The organism is Bradyrhizobium barranii subsp. barranii, from assembly GCF_017565645.3.
Lineage (GTDB): Bacteria > Pseudomonadota > Alphaproteobacteria > Rhizobiales > Xanthobacteraceae > Bradyrhizobium > Bradyrhizobium barranii.
The window spans coordinates 8,245,081-8,260,257 of record NZ_CP086136.1 but is presented as its reverse complement, the minus strand read 5'-3'; the positions used below and the strand labels follow the sequence as shown (position 1 = coordinate 8,260,257).

General features: G+C 61.6%; 14 protein-coding genes and 1 pseudogene. 5 read left to right on the top strand and 10 right to left on the bottom strand.

Features of this window, described 5'->3' with window-relative positions; translation table 11 throughout:
• Positions 1-195: 195 nt before the first annotated feature.
• Complete coding sequence (locus J4G43_RS40350; RefSeq protein ID WP_208088285.1) at positions 196-1,137, bottom strand: GlxA family transcriptional regulator; 942 nt, start codon at positions 1,135-1,137, stop codon at positions 196-198.
• Between the two features lie 148 nt (positions 1,138-1,285).
• On the opposite strand from J4G43_RS40350, the gene J4G43_RS40345 reads away from it, so the two are divergent.
• Together J4G43_RS40345 and J4G43_RS40340 are read left to right on the top strand one after the other, a co-directional pair.
• Positions 1,286-2,305 carry an alcohol dehydrogenase gene (locus J4G43_RS40345; protein WP_208088284.1) on the top strand — a complete coding sequence of 340 codons (1,020 nt, stop codon included), beginning with the start codon at positions 1,286-1,288 and terminating at the stop codon, positions 2,303-2,305.
• 62 nt (positions 2,306-2,367) lie between these two features.
• Positions 2,368-3,192: an alpha/beta fold hydrolase gene (locus tag J4G43_RS40340; protein WP_208088283.1), complete on the top strand. Its 825-nt coding sequence runs from the start codon at positions 2,368-2,370 to the stop codon at positions 3,190-3,192.
• A 90-nt stretch (positions 3,193-3,282) separates the two neighbouring features.
• Here the strand turns inward: J4G43_RS40340 and J4G43_RS40335 are convergent, their stop codons facing one another.
• Positions 3,283-4,146, bottom strand: coding sequence for a LysR substrate-binding domain-containing protein (locus tag J4G43_RS40335; protein ID WP_208088282.1), 864 nt, complete (start codon positions 4,144-4,146; stop codon positions 3,283-3,285).
• Between the two features lie 99 nt (positions 4,147-4,245).
• Between J4G43_RS40335 and J4G43_RS40330 the strand changes: the two genes are divergently transcribed.
• The 3 genes from J4G43_RS40330 to J4G43_RS40320 all read left to right on the top strand — a co-directional run bounded on the left by J4G43_RS40330 (position 4,246) and on the right by J4G43_RS40320 (position 7,411).
• Positions 4,246-5,556 carry an aspartate aminotransferase family protein gene (locus tag J4G43_RS40330; RefSeq protein ID WP_208088281.1) on the top strand — a complete coding sequence of 437 codons (1,311 nt, stop codon included), beginning with the start codon at positions 4,246-4,248 and terminating at the stop codon, positions 5,554-5,556.
• A complete protein-coding gene (locus tag J4G43_RS40325; protein ID WP_208088280.1) occupies positions 5,553-6,056 on the top strand; it encodes a gamma-glutamyltransferase in 504 nt (167 codons plus the stop codon). The genes J4G43_RS40330 and J4G43_RS40325 overlap by 4 nt, the downstream gene beginning before the upstream one ends.
• A gap of 557 nt (positions 6,057-6,613) precedes the next feature.
• Complete coding sequence (locus J4G43_RS40320; RefSeq protein WP_208088279.1) at positions 6,614-7,411, top strand: class I SAM-dependent methyltransferase; 798 nt, start codon at positions 6,614-6,616, stop codon at positions 7,409-7,411.
• A 427-nt stretch (positions 7,412-7,838) separates the two neighbouring features.
• Here J4G43_RS40320 and J4G43_RS40315 read toward each other — a convergent pair whose 3' ends face one another.
• The 8 genes and pseudogenes from J4G43_RS40315 to J4G43_RS40285 form a co-directional block, all read right to left on the bottom strand.
• Positions 7,839-8,312: a hypothetical protein gene (locus tag J4G43_RS40315; protein ID WP_208088278.1), complete on the bottom strand. Its 474-nt coding sequence runs from the start codon at positions 8,310-8,312 to the stop codon at positions 7,839-7,841.
• A 524-nt stretch (positions 8,313-8,836) separates the two neighbouring features.
• Positions 8,837-9,172 carry a type II toxin-antitoxin system HigB family toxin gene (locus J4G43_RS40310; protein ID WP_223153650.1) on the bottom strand — a complete coding sequence of 112 codons (336 nt, stop codon included), beginning with the start codon at positions 9,170-9,172 and terminating at the stop codon, positions 8,837-8,839.
• Positions 9,169-9,381 (bottom strand): hypothetical protein, encoded by a 213-nt coding sequence (locus J4G43_RS40305; RefSeq protein WP_071915812.1) that lies wholly within the window; start codon positions 9,379-9,381, stop codon positions 9,169-9,171. Before J4G43_RS40305 ends, J4G43_RS40310 begins: the two co-directional genes overlap by 4 nt.
• Before the next feature lie 8 nt (positions 9,382-9,389).
• Positions 9,390-10,181, bottom strand: a complete 792-nt coding sequence (locus J4G43_RS40300; RefSeq protein WP_208088277.1) for a GNAT family N-acetyltransferase — start codon at positions 10,179-10,181, stop codon at positions 9,390-9,392.
• 384 nt (positions 10,182-10,565) lie between these two features.
• Positions 10,566-10,727, bottom strand: a pseudogene (locus J4G43_RS40295) (antitoxin); the annotation flags it as partial.
• Between the two features lie 344 nt (positions 10,728-11,071).
• Entirely contained in the window at positions 11,072-11,230 is a 159-nt protein-coding gene (locus J4G43_RS56155; protein ID WP_071915810.1) for a YbdD/YjiX family protein, read from the bottom strand.
• Between the two features lie 94 nt (positions 11,231-11,324).
• Positions 11,325-13,433, bottom strand: a complete 2,109-nt coding sequence (locus tag J4G43_RS40290; protein WP_208088276.1) for a carbon starvation CstA family protein — start codon at positions 13,431-13,433, stop codon at positions 11,325-11,327.
• Between the two features lie 393 nt (positions 13,434-13,826).
• Positions 13,827-15,011 carry a cytochrome P450 gene (locus tag J4G43_RS40285; protein WP_208088275.1) on the bottom strand — a complete coding sequence of 395 codons (1,185 nt, stop codon included), beginning with the start codon at positions 15,009-15,011 and terminating at the stop codon, positions 13,827-13,829.
• Positions 15,012-15,177: the final 166 nt, after the last annotated feature.

Genomic DNA, 15,177 nt, shown 5'->3' with positions numbered 1-15,177 from the left:
GGTTCGAACTCAACGGCGCAAGATCATCCGATGGAGTTCATGGCGGATGTTCCGCCGTGAACCTCCTCACGGGGCAATGGGGAGCGGAAGCCGATAGCCTTTGTCGCTGTTTGGCCAGTTCGGCGACGATCGTGTCCTGCAAGTCGGCCTCTACCTCGACCGCGAACTGGAAGCAGTGCTTCTTCGGGCCGCTGGCTAAAGCGTCGCGAGCGGTCCGGCGTCATTGCGGATGGCTCGCGGAACCTCTCCATGCACGCGGGCAAACGCCAGGCGCATCCGCTCCCGGTTCGCGAACCCCACCTCACGGGCGATGACCTCGATCGGCAACCGGCTCTGCTCCAGCATCAATTTCGCGGCTTCGACCCGCAGCGCTTCGACCGCCTTCGCCGGCGTGGTGCCCGTTTCTGACCGGAACAGTCGCGTGAACTGCCGGGGACTGAGGCATGCGGCCTCAGCAAGGTCATCAATCGTCAGGCTTTCGGCAAGGTTCTGACGCGCGTAGTTCAATGCGCGCTGAACCCTGTCTTCATTCGCGCCGAGATCCAGCAAGGTGGAATGCTGGGATTGTCCGCCGGAGCGGCGATGATACATGACCATGCCCTTTGCGACTGAACGGGCGATGTCGGACCCGTGGTCGCGCTCGATCATGCCCACGACGAGGTCCGTTCCCGCCGTCATGCCGGCTGACGTCCAAATCGGCCCATCCGCGATGAAGATCTTGTCCATATCGACCTCGCAGCTAGGGAAACGGTCCTGCAGCGCCTGCGCGTAACGCCAATGGGTCGTGGCGCGCCGGCCGTTCAGCAACCCGGAATCTCCCAGGACGAACGAGCCCAGGCAGATGGCGGCAACCCGCCGCGCGTCCCGGGCGGCGGCGCGAAGCAGCCGGACCAATCCCGGCGACGACGTCGGTATCTCAAGGCCCGCGGCGACGATCAGCGTGTCATAGGGCGCGCCGTCGAATGGGTCCGTCATGACCTGCATGCCGGCCCACGAGGCGACCAGCCCTCCTTCCTCCGAGAGGACGCGCACTTCGTAGAGCGTCTCGCCGGCTTGCTTGTTGGCCACGTCGAACGCCGCAACGGCCCCGAAGCAGACGGGTTGGAAATTCGGGCAAAGGACAAGGCCAATCTTCATGCTTTCTCCGTAACGGTTGCTACCCGCCTAGATGGTTGTTCCGGCGACGTTTCGCCATGTTCATGGCCGGAATGACGGCATCTACGTCCTGTCGGCTTCGGGAGGCCGCTGGTAGCGCTCTGATAGCTTTTCAGACGCTGGAGCTTTCATGTCGCACCATCCGACAACATACACCGCCGTCCAGGCCGTCGGGCCGGGACAGCTCGAACTGACGCAAAAGCCGCTTGTCGATCCCGCCCCGGGGCAGGTCCGCCTTCGCGTCGAGGCTTGCGGCGTCTGCCACTCCGACGCGGCGACGGTCGAAGAAGCCTTCCCAATCCAATGGCCGCGCGTGCCGGGCCATGAGGCGGTAGGCGTGATCGATGCGGTCGGCAATAACGTCGAGGGCTGGACGCTCGGGCAGCGTGTCGGCGTCGGCTTCCTCGGGGGCAGTTGCGGACATTGTGCAGAGTGCCGCGGCGGCGATCTCGTCAACTGCCGGAACCAGGAGTTCACCGGCATTCATCATGATGGGGGCTACGCGCAATACATGCTCACGCGCGCCAGCGGCCTCGTGTCGATCCCCGATGGTCTCGCCTCGGAAGACGCTGCTCCGCTGCTCTGCGCGGGACTGACGACCTTCAGCGCGCTCCGCAACTCTCCCGCACGCGCCAGCGACCTCGTCGCCGTTATCGGCATCGGGGGCCTCGGACATCTGGCCGTGCAGTTCGCGCGGCGCATGGGCTTCGAGGTCGTGGCAATCGGACGCGGGCCGGACAAGGATGGCCTCGCCGGAAAGCTCGGCGCCCATCATTATATCGACAGCTCGACCGCCCCGGTTGCTTCGGCGTTGCAAGATCTGGGGGGCGCTCATCTTGTCGTCGTCACCGCGTCGGGCGGCAAGGCCGTGGCCGACGCGGTGAAGGGGCTTAGGCCGCGCGGCCGGATCATCGCACTCGGTGCATCTCCCGAACCCGTAGAGGTCGCAACCTCGGACCTTCTGTTCGGCGGGCGCTCTGTCGAGGGCGCCTTGACCGGTGACCCGGCCACCGCCGAGGCCACATTGCGCTTCAGCTCGCTCGCCGGCGTCACTGCCATGATCGAGACGATGCCGCTGGAACGCGCGCCGGAAGCCTATCGCAAGATGATGGCGGGGAAAGCCCGCTTCCGCATCGTCCTCACCATGTAGATGCGCCGCCAATCATCCGGATCGACCTTGCCTCTGGCGAGGCAGCTCACAGAGGAACAATCATGTCACTCGAAACCGCAAGAACAGAATACTTGAACGTCGGCGACGTCCGCTTTGCCTTCAGGCGGCTTGGCCCAACGGTCGGGACACCGCTCATCCTGCTGCAGCACTTCACCGGGACGATGGATTCCTGGGATCCGGAAGTGATGAACAGCCTTGCCGAAACGCGGCCGGTCATTGCGTTCAACAACCTCGGCATCGGCACTTCGACTGGCCGGACGCCCGACACGGTGGAACAGATGGCGGCCGATGCCGAGTCATTCGTGCGGGGCCTTGGTCTGTCGAAGATTGATCTTCTCGGCTTCTCCCTCGGCGGTATGCTCGCCCAAGTCCTCGCCGTGCAGCACCCCGACCTGATCGGCAAGGTCATCATCGCCGGCGCGGCACCACGAGGTGGCGAAGAACACCTTCTCGAAGTGGTCGACGACGCCTTCTCCCGAGGTGCGCCGGATGTGCGTCTGCCCTTGTTCTTCATGCCTTCCGAAGAAAGCCAGCGCGCCGGCCGTGCCTTCGTTGCCCGCGCAACGGCCCGCTCTGAAGGTCGTGATCCGGACAGCGGCGACGCTGTCAGCGAGCCTCAGGCGAGGGCAATCATCGGCTGGTGCGCGCGCAAGGATGAAGGCGACGCAACGCTACGCGCCATCGGGCAGCCGGCGCTCATCGTGCACGGCAGCGACGATACCATGTTTCCGAGCATTAACGCCTACAACATGTTCAAAGCGACGAAGAACGCGCAGCTCATCATCTATCCCGACTCGGGCCACGGCGCGCTGTTCCAATATCCGGCGAGGTTCGTCGCCCATTGCCGAACCTTCCTGGACGAGTGAGGTGAAGAAACAGATTCAGCAGCACGTGATCGAGGCCCATGACAATAAGCTCCTTCGGGACACCAGCGACGTCCTCTCCCGATACCCCTCTCAATCGATCTCTGCCTTGGTCTTCAGTCCGGGCAGCACGGTGCGAACGTGCTCGGCCAGCGTTGTCGACAACAAAGACGGCTTGGCCTCCGAGAATTCAAGCGCGATGCCGATCGTCGGAAGCAGAGGCAATCCGGCCGACACGACGTGAAGATCGAACGGAACGGCGGTTCGCGTCAGGACGCTGATCGCATGACCGGACCGCGCGATCGCGATCAGGCCGGCGAGACTGTTGCTGGCGTAAGCGACCCTGTAGCGCCGATTGACCGCGTTCATCGCGGCGCAGGCTGCGCGGTAGTCCAGACTCATCGGTGCTGCCAGGGCCAGAGGCAGGACGTCTTGCGTCAGTATTTTCGGTTCGGCCTCGTTCGCCACCCAGACGAAGCGCTCCTGGCGGATCACGTCGCTCGCACCGGCATCAGACAGCGAGACCAGCGCCATGTCGATCTGGCGCCGCGCCAGCATGGGGCGCAGCTCGGAGGTCGGGGCGCAGACCATGCGCAGTTCGACATTGGGATGGAGCGCGCAGAACCCCTTCAACAGCGCCGGCAGGAAGGCGATCGAATAGTCCTCCGGGCAGCCCAGGCTCAGCGTCCCCTTGAGCCCTTCACCGCTCATGTCGGCCAGAATCTCGTCGTGCTGCGCCAGCAGCGTCTCGGCGTGGGCGAGCAGTTTCTCGCCGGCCGCAGTCAGCCTCATTCCGGACCCGCTGCGGTGAAACAGCGGCTGCGTGATCGTCTCTTCCAGCCGTTGCATCTGCATGCTGAGCGCGGACTGCGTCCGGCCGATCTGCAGGGCGGCCAGACTGATGGAACCGACCCGGGCCACGATGATGAAATTTCTCAGAAGGGTGAGATCCAGCATCCGTATCAGTCAGATTGATATCCAGGTTGAATTATATCAATTAGCCTGAAGCCAAATCATTGGCTAGAGGTCTGGCATCCCGAATGAAGGTGGCTTGTCATGACCTTGAATAGCGATCCCGATTTCTGGGCTTCCGCCAACACGCATCTGACCCGCTACGGCCCGAGTTTCGAACCCGTCATTATCGAGCGGGCGGCCGGCAGTTTCGTGTACGACGCCGATGGACGAGCCATCCTCGATTTCACCTCGGGTCAGATGAGTGCCGTGCTAGGGCACACGCATCCCGACATCGTCGCAACCGTCGCGCGGCAAATGGGTGCGGTCGCTCATCTCTTCAGCGGCATGCTCTCGCGCCCGGTGGTGACGTTGGCCGAGCGCCTCGCCGCGCTTGCTCCCGGCCTCGAGCGCGTGCAGTTGCTGACGACAGGTGCGGAAGCCAACGAAGCGGCGATCCGAATGGCGAAGCTCGTCACCGGCAGGCACGAGATCGTTGCCTTCGCGCAAAGCTGGCACGGCATGACCGGCGCTGCGGCATCAGCGACCTACAGCGCGGGCCGGCGCGGTTACGGGCCGGCTGCGGCTGGATCGTTCGTCATTCCCGCGCCAAACGCTTATCGGCCACGTTTCAAGACCGCCGATGGCAGCAACGACTGGCAGACCGAGCTGGACGATGCGTTCGCGTTGATCGACAGCCAGTCGACCGGCAATCTGGCGGCCTTCATCGCCGAGCCGATCCTGTCTAGCGGCGGCATTCTGGAGCTGCCGCTCGGCTATCTCGCCGCACTGAAGCGAAAATGTGAACAGCGCGGGATGCTGCTGATCCTCGACGAGGCCCAGACCGGAATTGGCCGCACCGGGCAGATGTTTGCCTTCGAGCGCGACGGCGTGGTGCCGGACATTCTCACGCTGTCGAAGACGCTCGGCGCGGGCCTGCCGCTCGCCGCGGTTATGACGACCCAGGCCATCGAGCAGGCCGCGTTCGAGCGCGGCTTTCTATTCTACACCACGCATGTCTCCGATCCGCTGCCCGCCGCGGTCGGCGTGACGGTGCTCGACGTGGTCGCGCGCGACGGGCTGGTCGCGCAGGCGACCGCCAGGGGCAACAGGCTCCGGGATGGATTGCTGTCGTTGCAACAAAGGTTCGAATGCGTCGGCGACGTCAGAGGCCGCGGGCTTCTGCTCGGTCTTGAAATCGTCGTCGACCGGCAGTCGAAGGCGCCGGGCTTCGAACTCGGCGCGCGGATCATGGAGGAAACCATGCGCCGTGGTCTCAGCATGAATATCGTCAAGCTGCCCAGCATGGGCGGGGTGTTCCGAATCGCGCCGCCGCTCACGGTGTCCGAGGCCGAAATCGATCGCGGTCTTGAGATCATGTCGGAGGCGATCCAGGCAGCGGCGAGCGGTCGTTGATCGCGGGGAAGCCTGAACAGGTGCAACTCGCCTGGACATATGGGCGTCCGACGCTGTTCTCGCGGCACGGCATGGTCGTTGCCGCGCATCCGCTTGCGGCGCAGGCTGGTGCACGGCTCCAGATCCAGGGCGGCAACGCTTTCGATGCGGCCGTTGCCACCGCGGCCGCCCTCAATGTGGTCGAACCGTTCATGTCGGGCCTTGCCGGGTTTGGACTGGCCACGATCTGGGTCGCAAGCGAGAAGCGCGTTCGCGTGCTCGACTTAGCGCCGCCGACGCCCGCGAGCTTCCCGGTCGGCAGATACACCAGCCGCCTCGAGCTCGAGCGCGGCGCGCAGGCGGCCTCAACGCCCGGAAATCTCGCGGGCTGGTGTGAGCTGCTCGCGCGCTTTGGACGCAAATCGCTTCCCGATGTCCTGGCTCCGGCGATGACGCTGGCGCGCGACGGCTTTGCTCTTTCGGATTTCGGTCGCGATGAATTCCACCTCACGGACCGCTGAACGAACTTATGGCCGCACTGCCTGAAGCCCTTCGCAACGAGCTGACGCCCGTGATCAAGGATGCGCATTTCAGGGAACCCGCCGACGTGCGAGATTTTCGCAAACGGGTCACGTCTGTAATCTCAAGCTACTCGCGCCGTACATTCGGTCGCTCATGAGGGCAGAAATGTAAAGTGCCCAAGCAACCGACCATGCCATCAGCAAAATAATTCCTGCTCAGAATCACCGCTCATGTTCTGTGCTGTGATCTGCAGCATTGGTAATCTCACACAAAGACGAAACGGCTCCGACGCGGGTTTAGGGGGCGAGCGTCCGAGCCGTCCCGCTCCCAGCAGTAAGCGATCTCTTCCCGTCCGGATCCGACAGGCTTGCGGTTGAAACGCGCAAGGCGCTCGCCGATCCAAAAGTGCGTGATAAACTTCGGCATCGAGCCCATGCAATTGACCCCCGATACTTTGGATGCACTGGTAGCCAAGCAGATCGCAACTGATGCCGAGCTGGGCCGCTCCGCCGGCCTCGGGCGCAAATAGTGGAGGAGGCCGGTGAGTAGCGCCCCGATGCAGTCTTTTCTGGCGAACGACGGCGACGCGCACGAGTTGCAAATGGGGCGATGGAGTCGGCGCCTCGCACCGCTGTTGATCGACTTTGCGGGGATTGATCGTGGCGCCCGTGTGCTTGACGTCGGCTGCGGGACCGGAAATCTCGCCGCTTGCCTCGCCGGCAATTCCGCGATCGGCAGTGTCATCGGCCTTGACCTGGCACTCACCTACATCGAACACGCAAGGCGTAGAAATAGCAATCCGCGTCTCACATTCGAGGTCGGTGATGCCTGTGCCTTACCGTTCGCAAATGCCCGTTTCGATCACTCACTCTCTATGCTGGCGTTGCAATTCGCGCCCGACACCGATCTGGCGATACGCGAGATGAAGCGGGTGACCCGACCGGGCGGTACCGTCGCCGCCGCGACATGGGATACGCGTGGCGGATTTGTGGCTTTCCGGATGATCTTCGACACCGCCGCGATGCTCGATCCACGTGGGCACGAAGCGCGGGCGCGCGCGTACACGCGGCCCCTGAGCCGGCCCGGCAATCTGGCGCAGGCGTGGCGCGCGGCAGACTTAAATGATGTCGTGCAAGATACACGGACCATCCGCATGGACTATGCTTCGTTTGTGGATTTTTGGGCTCCTGCTGAAGGCAGCGAGGGACCGATCGCCGCCTTTGTTGGCTCGCTGGACAGCGCCGCGAAGGCTAAGCTGCACGATGCGGTGCAATTGGCTTATCTCGATGGTGAGCCGGACGGTCCCCGTTCCTACGCAGCTACTGCCTGGGTCGTGAGGGGTACGGTGCCGTAGGGAGTCGGCTTTTGGCCCAACCCAGACCTCCGGCGATGTCCGCTTTAGCGCCGCTGTTGGGGGAGAAACGGACATCAGCGTCCAGCGGCATTTACATCCGGCGACTTGCGTCTATCGCGCGATACTGAGCGGGTTCGCGGACGCTGATCGCATCCACCGCTTCAGCGATCAAAGCCGACATCTCACGGGCGCTTAGCGGCGGCCCGTACGCCTTGCGGGGCAACGCTGTCATTCGGCCTGCAATATTGCCCCCTAAGCCGGGGGATCGGCGTCCAAAATTGCTAGCCGATTGACAGGCAGCAGAACGTGGCGCGCTACGCCAAGGGCAATGGCCGGCTGGTGCTGGCTCTGTCGGCGGCCTTTGCTGGTCCGTTGGTCGGACCGTGTGCAGCTGAGGGCTTCAAGGGCGCATCGTCCAGCTTCCTATTCAGATCTCGCAGTCGATTGAGTTCAAAGCCTTACGCAAACCACCGAACGCGCTTAGCCGACAGGGCTCGGTGTCGCCGGCAGCCTTTGAACGCCCGGAAATGGTAGTTCGCTTGATTTCGGGTTCCTTTGACTTCGACTTAGGAAGGGCAGCGGCAACCTTCTTTGATTTGGGATGGTGCCGATGGTGGTCGATCACCTTGGGGGGGTCCGAAGAATCGATACCCATGCCTTCCGATGGAGAAATGCGTTCCTCGACTAGAGAAGGCTGCGCTGGAGTTTCGCTGCTCGCAGCGGCAATTTCTAGTCGATCAGCTTTCGCCAACGCACCATGTGAATCGGAAATGCCTACGGTCGTTTCGGCAAGGGGCTGGACGACCGCTACTGTACTTCGCGCCGGATTTCTGAGTTCCATCGACACCAGAAATCCAACACCCAATAGGATGAGGAGACCCAACGACACCATTCTCAGCATGATGCTTCTCCACCTTAAAATAGTGCCGGTGAAAATTCATCGATCCATGAGGCAACATGGCGGCGGCTCACGTACCACGTACGGGGTGTTTGCCAACAGGGTTAACCACCGGCCTAGATGTTCCTGACGCGCGACGTCGAATATGCCCGGTGAGCCACAGGGCGACTGGCCGGAGACCATCATTGTACCAAGGTGCAGGCCCGACGACGGCGAACGTGATCGCCTTCATCGGGCCAGAATCGCAGTCACAGACTGATGCCGGTTTCGATTCGTGGAGCAAGAGCAGCAATGGAGCCCGCAAAACCCCGCAAATGGACCGAAGAAGAGACCAAGCTGCTGATCGAACTCGCGCAACGTAAGGAAAGAGTGCCAGCGATGGCGCGGGAGATTGGACGTCACATCGCATCCGTTAGGCGACGAGCTCGCGAATTGGGTTTGCCTCTGCTGCCCGGCCGAGGTGAGAGGTAACTTTAGCTCCCTACCCACTCGCCCCTCCGGCTGGATAATTATCAATGTTGCCTTCATCACACCGTCTCCGCGTTGACCTTTTCATAGTCTTCATGATTGCCGAAAAAGCGGAGTATCAACACGCCATCACGATATTGAACTATGGCAATCAGGCGGTAGTCATTGGCCTTGATGTTGAACACCACACGTCCGCCTTCCGGAATGCAGGCGCGCTCGAACGAGGCGACGGCGCCGAACAGTTCCCGCGCGGCGACGGCCACGTGGAACGGCAGTGTATCGATCAATCCGCTGCCGGCCGATCCGTCGTTGATGCGATTGAGGATGTAGGTCTCGAACCCGGTGAGCAGGCGCGTTCCGCTTCGAGTTCGTTCGGGAGGGTGGTCCCGGATCAAGCCGGCATCGGTTGCTTAGGCCTGCTTTCGGCAAGATGCGGGAACGTCTCTCCGAAGGTCTCATCGGTGCCGCCGGCCTCGATCCAGGCTCCCCTGACGGCCTCGGCCAATGCCTCTCCGGTGATCCCCACGTCGAGCGAGGGGTCCTCGGCAAACGGCCCCCAGCTATGGCTGGGGTATCGAACGTGACCATCGGGAAGTTGAGACATGCCTCAGTCTACTTCGTTTCGCGGTAGGTTTCTACGTTCTTCATCTGCTCGCCGTCCCGGAGATCAAGCGTGCCGCTCCACGGCGACGCGACTTCCAGGAAGAAGACCTTCCCGAACGGCATCAGCTTCGGTCCAAAGCGGGCCGGAATATCATTGCTCGGGACCTTCGCGCCCAAGGCCGCGATCGTGAGGGCCATTTTGGGGCCGCCAGCCTCGATCTCCCTCATCAGCTCGGTCACGTCGAGCTTCTGCCGGCGCAAAGTCTCCATGTGCTGCACCAGGAATCCGTAGGCTTCGATCTTCATCTGGCGCCATGCGTCATCCGTGGGACGAAACCCCATCTTGATCCAGACATAGCGACCGATGCGCTCCGCACGCAGCTTGATCCGGTCGATCCCGATCAGGCGGGTGTCGATCAGGTCTCCCATGAGACGGCTTCCATAGCCGCCGCCTTGCATTGCGTCGGAGACGGCCATTCCTTCGGCGTTGAAGGCTGAGCCTTTCAGATCGAGCTCCCGATGGGCGAACCCGAACTCCTGCGTACCCGGAAAATCTCCGTCGACCCGTAGTGAGAATGCCTCTCTGGCGCCGTCGATGAAATGATAGACGGTAGACTTCGATCCAGGCGCACTTTTGGTGATGCGGTCGGCCATGCCCTCTGGTGTCAGATCGAACGTGTCGTAGAACTTCCCCAGCCACCACTGGCGCGACGCCTCGTCGATAGGCCGCTCGAACCGGAGATTGTTGCCTTCTTCGAACATCCGGGATCGGAACCGGTCGTTTTCGCCAAAATTCGCCATCTGCTCTCCTGACGCGCCGCGGCGCCTCCGTCATTTGAAGCCTGTTTTCTGCGACGCTTCTTGAGCGGACCGGGAGGACTCACGAATTCTTCAATCGGCGGGCCGGTCCGACAGCGGATCCCCGCACGTTACCAGAATATGGGGCTTTTCCGGCCGGCCTCAACAATTGCGTGCCGGTGATGGTTACCGCTTCAGTGTGACCAGGATCGCCGCGGCGGAAATGGAGGCTTCCCAGCGAGGGTCTATTGGGCAGCAACAAACTTGAAGGAATGCGAAGAGCTCCGCCGTCGCCAGCGGAGCTCTTTGGGCTAGGGGACCTACTTTGCCCCGATTAGGGGACAAACTTATAGGGGGCGTACTTTGCCCGCGGCTGCAGTCAAAAAACGGACTACCCGGGGCCTTCGCCGGACGCATACGGTTCAAGCCGATAGCCGGCCGTTCCAACCATTGCTCAGCTTCCTGCATGGAATCGAAAATGGAGGCTGCTTTCGCCAGGACTCCCGCGAGCTTCCATGTTCGCCCACTTTGCTCTGGGCTCAGTGGCTGCGGAATGTAGGCGGACATCGTCCTGAGAACACGACGTGACGGAACCTGCGCTTCAGTAAGTGTTCGATGACCACCTGTGGCGGATAGTGTTGCAAAAGTCGGAAATTGAAGGACGCAAAAAATTTCGCAAAAGCTGATTTTTAGCCGGCTCCACCACTGCAATACTGCGTAACGCCAATACGAAGCTCCCTGGTCGTTTTGTAGGATGAAGCCGAAAGATTGACTTCCGTCAAATCCGCGGCCGCACCGAGTTGAAGGCATCACCTCACGCGGTCGGGAGCACCGGCGATGGAACCGAGTACCTCAATCGGCTAGAGCCTGATCTTGCCACTCCGGAGTATGAACTAGCAGCAGCGCCCAGCATTACGTCCATCGAAGCGCCGCTCGATGAACATGTTGACGTATTCGCGCTCAGCCATTGGTGCCGTGCCAGGATGCCGCCTCGCATGGTGGATCAAGTAGGCCTTATAATCGGGCGCACCAATGGCCCGAAGCCAGCCCATGCGCAGTTGTTTGGCCGCGTCCCGCGCGCACGCAAAGCACTCTTCTACCGTCGCCCCAGTGACTTCCCGGCACGACAGGACCGATTTCCGAACATTACGCAGGAGCACCAGACAATCCTCCCTCACGAATTGCAGGTGGCGTCTCAGCCGCACTCGGCATGGCGTTGCGGAACGCCTTCAGCGACATTCGCAGCGTGAAATAAGCCATGACTAGCACGAGAGCAACGAACAGCACCGTGAGCGTGCCGCATATGTAGTTGTTGAAAGCCACACGCTCCATCTCGGCAATGCTCTTGGCCGGAGCGAGGACGGTGCCAGCCGAAGCCGCCTCGCTGTACTTGTTGGCCAACGCGTAGAATCCGATGCGCGGATCGGACGAGAATGCCTTCATCCACCCTGCCGTCAGGGTGCAAACCAGAAGCCAAGCCGTGGGCGCAAGCGTCACCCATGCGTAGCGCTCCCGCTTGAGCTTGATCAGCACGGTAGTAGCCAACAGAAGTGCAATGCCGGCGAGCATCTGGTTCGAGATGCCGAATAGCGGCCAGATCGTATTCACTCCGCCAAGCGGGTCGATCGTGCCCTGATAGACGAAGTAGCCCCACGCGGCGACACAGAGCAGTGTAGCAACCACATTGGAAAACAGGGACTCTGTGCGGCCGAGCGGGGCGTAGATGTTGCCGAGCAGATCCTGAATCATAAATCGGCCTGCGCGGGTGCCGGCATCAACCGCCGTGAGGATGAACAGTGCCTCGAATAGGATGGCGAAGTGGTACCAAAACGCCTCGAGCGCCTTACCTCCAAAGGCCTGAGCCATGATTTGCGCCATACCCACCGCTAAAGTCGGAGCGCCGCCGGCTCGGTTGAGGATAGTGTGTTCGCCCACGTCAGTTGCGGTCTGATTGATCGCTTCAGGGGTGATCACCCACCCCCAATTGCTAATTACCTCGGCTGCCCTTTGGGGCGTGTCGCCGATTACCGCCGCCGGACTGTTCATGGCGAAGTAGATGCCAGGATCGAGCACACATGCAGCGGAAAGTGCCATTATGGCGACGAAAGACTCCATTAGCATGCCGCCGTAACCGACAAAACGGGCGTCCGACTCTCGCTCGATCATCTTTGGCGTTGTGCCCGACGAGATTAACGCGTGAAAGCCTGACACTGCGCCGCATGCGATGGTGATGAAGAGGAACGGGAATAGTGGGCCGGAAAACACTGGTCCGCTACCGTCGGTGAAACGGGTCACCGCTCCCATCTTTAGGTCGGGCTGGACCAGATATATACCGATCGCGAGCGCGACAATGACGCCGATCTTGAGGAACGTGCTGAGGTAATCGCGAGGAGCGAGGAGGAGCCATACTGGCAGCATGGAGGCGATGGCGCCATAAACGATGATTGCCAAAGCCAGGGCAGGTGCGCTGTAGGTGAAAGCTGGCCCGAGCGTTGCGTCCTGGGCCACGTACTGGCCATACCAGATGGCGAGTAAGAGAACTATCACGCCGAATGCAGAGGCTTCTCCCACTTTGCCTGGCCGAATGCTCCGCATGTAGACGCCCATGACCATGGCGGTCGGGATCGTGACGGCAACCGTGAACGTGCCCCATGGGCTTTCGCCCAATGCCTTCACGACGACCAGGCCGAGCGCGGCGAGGATTATGATCATAATCCCGAGGGTGCCAACGAGGGCGACGCCGCCCGCGATTGGGCCCATTTCCATTCTCACCATTTCGCCGAGTGAGCGGCCGTCGCGTCGCATCGAGCAGAACAGAATAACGAAATCCTGTACCGCGCCCGCAAACACCACTCCTACGAGGATCCAAAGAGTTCCCGGCAGATAGCCCATCTGTGCAGCGAGCACCGGCCCGACCAGTGGACCGGCCCCCGCGATGGCCGCGAAGTGATGACCGAAGACGACGTATCTGTTGGTAGGAACGTAGTCGAGCCCATCATTATGGCGTTCGGCCGGCGTCAGGCGTGTGTCGTCCAGCTTCAAGACCTTCTCGGCGATGAACTTGCCGTAAAACCGATAAGAGATGAGGTAAACGCAGATAGCCGCGGTCACTAGCCAGGCCGCACTAACTGGCTCATTGCGATTGAGCGCGATGCCAGCAAGTGCGAATGCGCCCAGCGCCGCTATACCTGTCCATATCACCCAAGATAGTGTCCGCTTCGGCAGCTCAGGATTTGTGAGTGCGTGTTGCGACATGGCCTTCCTCCCTAGGTTGGCTCCAGTCCAGAGGTATTGCCCAAGGAATCCTCGCTCGGCTACCTGCGATAAGTAGTTTACCAGGCCGGCGTGGTGACCATTTTCGCGTTGAGCACATGAGGGTGGCGCGGCAAGGACAGCAACCTCGCTGAGGTGATGGCGTCGGCCTGCGCACCTGAATCGGCATAGTGTAATACCGAGCTGATGAAGTTTATTCTCTACCTTCTCGCTCCGTTTTACAAGTTGAGAGAAGGTTTTAGAGTTGCGCCTTCTTTCCCTGTTCGGGGCTCCGACAAACCAATCAGAGCCCGCTCACAAGCGTCGAGGAATTCTGTGTCATCGCTTGGTGAGACAAATAAACTAAACGCTTCTCCCTCGTCCCTCGCGCCGACCCTATTGCAGTCGAAGCGGCAGATTGAGGGGGCCGCGGAAACCGAATCCGTGCCAGCGCACGCTCGCAGGATCAGGCAAGGTCATGTTGGGAAAGCGCTCGAACAGCATCGGCATCAGGATGTCCCCGACAGTTCGCCGCGACAGGTGCGCGCCCGCGCAATGATGCGGGCCGTTGCCAAAGGCCTGGTGAGGATTGGGGGCGCGAAGCGCGTTGTAGTTCTCGCCGTCTTCGATGACGTCCTCGTCTCGGTTGGCGGAGGCCTGGATCGTCATCACGGTGTCGCCCTTCGGGATGAAGCAGCCGCGAATCTCCGTGTCCTCCATAACGAGCCGTGAACTCGCCTGGATCGGCGCCACCCACCGGACCCCTTCCTCGAAGGCGGCGCGCCATTTGTCGCCTGCGCGCACGCTGTCGAGCTGATCGGGATTGGTGAGGAGGCCGTAGAGGATCGTCAGCAGGGCGTCGCGTGGCTCGTTGATGCCGCCGCCGATCGCGATTTTTACGTTGGCGATCATCTGGCTTTCCAGAATAGGAGTCTTCGCGTTCACCATGAAGGAGAGCGCTGAGGAATCCGGCTCGGCACGCACGCGTTCGGCGTTCGCGCGGATACATTTGTCCATTTCCGCATTGGCGATATCGGTCGCTTGGAAAGGCCCTGGCGTCCAGCCGAAATTGCCGGCACCGTCGATCAGCGTCTGCGACCATCGTTGCATGTCCTCATCGCTCGCGTCCGGAACGCCTATCGCATGCGCCAGCATCCGCGCGGCAAGCGGTCCCGCGAGCGCGGGAAAGAGATCGACAACCTCGCCGCGCGGCAGCCGGTCGAGATACGCCGCCGCCAGGTTCGCATATAGCGGCCCCCAGACGGATTCGATCGTCTTCGGCATCAGGGCCGGCATCATCGCCATGCGTTCGGTCCGATGCTCGTCGTGGTCCTTGCGCATCAGCGTATGCGCGAGAAAGGCGCGCTTCATGGGCGTGTTCGGATCGTTGGAGCTGAACAACGCCGCATTGTCCTTCACGTATTTGGTGTCGGCAGCCTTGGTGAGGAACGTGCGGCCCACGGACTTGACGCGCAACACGGGCGCTTCGCGCCTCAGGCGCTTATAGATCGGATAGGGATCGCGCGTGAGCTCCGCGATCGTGATCGTCTCGTTCAGGGGGGCCAAGGCGGCATTCGACATGGCGGATGGTCCTGTTGCCACGCGTCAGTATGAGCCAAGGTGCGGCAAGCGCAATGGGGCAGGCGCAAAACAGCGCAACCCGGTGTCCGCCGCGCCCGCTGGCGCAAAGCCGGAAACTTTAATCTCACCTTGCCGTTAACGGGCCTCAGACACCGATTCTCGATGG

Coding starts and splice junctions, on each gene's coding strand:
- J4G43_RS40345 (WP_208088284.1), top strand. CDS start 1,286: ATGTCGCACCATCCGACAACATACACCGCCGTCCAGGCCGTCGGGCCG.
- J4G43_RS40305 (WP_071915812.1), bottom strand. CDS start 9,381: ATGTCTCAACTTCCCGATGGTCACGTTCGATACCCCAGCCATAGCTGG.
- J4G43_RS40330 (WP_208088281.1), top strand. CDS start 4,246: ATGACCTTGAATAGCGATCCCGATTTCTGGGCTTCCGCCAACACGCAT.
- J4G43_RS40285 (WP_208088275.1), bottom strand. CDS start 15,011: ATGTCGAATGCCGCCTTGGCCCCCCTGAACGAGACGATCACGATCGCG.
- J4G43_RS56155 (WP_071915810.1), bottom strand. CDS start 11,230: ATGGGCTGGCTTCGGGCCATTGGTGCGCCCGATTATAAGGCCTACTTG.
- J4G43_RS40335 (WP_208088282.1), bottom strand. CDS start 4,146: ATGCTGGATCTCACCCTTCTGAGAAATTTCATCATCGTGGCCCGGGTC.
- J4G43_RS40350 (WP_208088285.1), bottom strand. CDS start 1,137: ATGAAGATTGGCCTTGTCCTTTGCCCGAATTTCCAACCCGTCTGCTTC.
- J4G43_RS40320 (WP_208088279.1), top strand. CDS start 6,614: ATGCAGTCTTTTCTGGCGAACGACGGCGACGCGCACGAGTTGCAAATG.
- J4G43_RS40315 (WP_208088278.1), bottom strand. CDS start 8,312: ATGCTGAGAATGGTGTCGTTGGGTCTCCTCATCCTATTGGGTGTTGGA.
- J4G43_RS40340 (WP_208088283.1), top strand. CDS start 2,368: ATGTCACTCGAAACCGCAAGAACAGAATACTTGAACGTCGGCGACGTC.
- J4G43_RS40290 (WP_208088276.1), bottom strand. CDS start 13,433: ATGTCGCAACACGCACTCACAAATCCTGAGCTGCCGAAGCGGACACTA.
- J4G43_RS40300 (WP_208088277.1), bottom strand. CDS start 10,181: ATGGCGAATTTTGGCGAAAACGACCGGTTCCGATCCCGGATGTTCGAA.